The sequence below is a fragment of the Roseibium sp. RKSG952 genome (assembly GCF_009711355.1).
Genome location: NZ_SMMF01000358.1, coordinates 1 through 705 on the forward strand (window position 1 = coordinate 1; position 705 = coordinate 705).

Here is a 705-nt window from a genome sequence, read left to right on the forward strand (position 1 = left end):
AAGAAAAGCTATCGAACTACGAAGATTAAATCCATTTATTCCATTTTTTCAGCTTTTAGAGAACAGAAAATTAATTATTTTAGTTTTCATTTTCTTCTTATTATATTTTTCAACAAATACATATGCAACAATTTGGCCATACTATACCCAATATAAGTTCCATTGGCGTCCAATTGATATTGGATTATCTTTCTCTATTTATGGTATTTTTGCTATTTTTGTCCAAAGTGTGATTATTCGCTTTGTAAAAAATTACATTTGTGAACAGAATATCCTAATACTCGGTGTCGCACTAAACATCACCGCGATGTGTATTATTATTTTCTCACAAAGTATAATTATGCTATATGTTTCTATATTATTCATGTCACTGGCTTTGATTGGAGGTCCTGTACTTTATAAAAAAATATCTTGTGTAGTGCAAGAAAAGTCACTTGGAGAGACGCAAGGAATATTATCGAGTACGTTAGCGTTAAGTTCCGTACTAAGCCCAGTATTTATGACTCAATTATTCAAGTACTTTACCAAGCCGGACTTTTATATTAATTTCCCAAGCGCTCCGTTTGCCATATCAGGAATAATACTAATTTTTGTTTTGTACATTATAGTCTCGTGCAAACTATAATACCAAGTCCATTTGATCAGAGCCCATGCGCCGATGCGTATTCCGACCACTAAATCCGAGCGGATCTGACCACCTGTTCC

General features: G+C 33.6%; 1 protein-coding gene. It reads left to right on the top strand.

The genetic code is table 11. From position 1 onward, the window contains the following. Positions 1-625 (top strand): MFS transporter (locus tag E1297_RS01035; protein ID WP_155132793.1); only part of this gene is annotated, 625 nt, incomplete at its 5' end. Between the last annotated feature and the right edge of the window lie 80 nt (positions 626-705).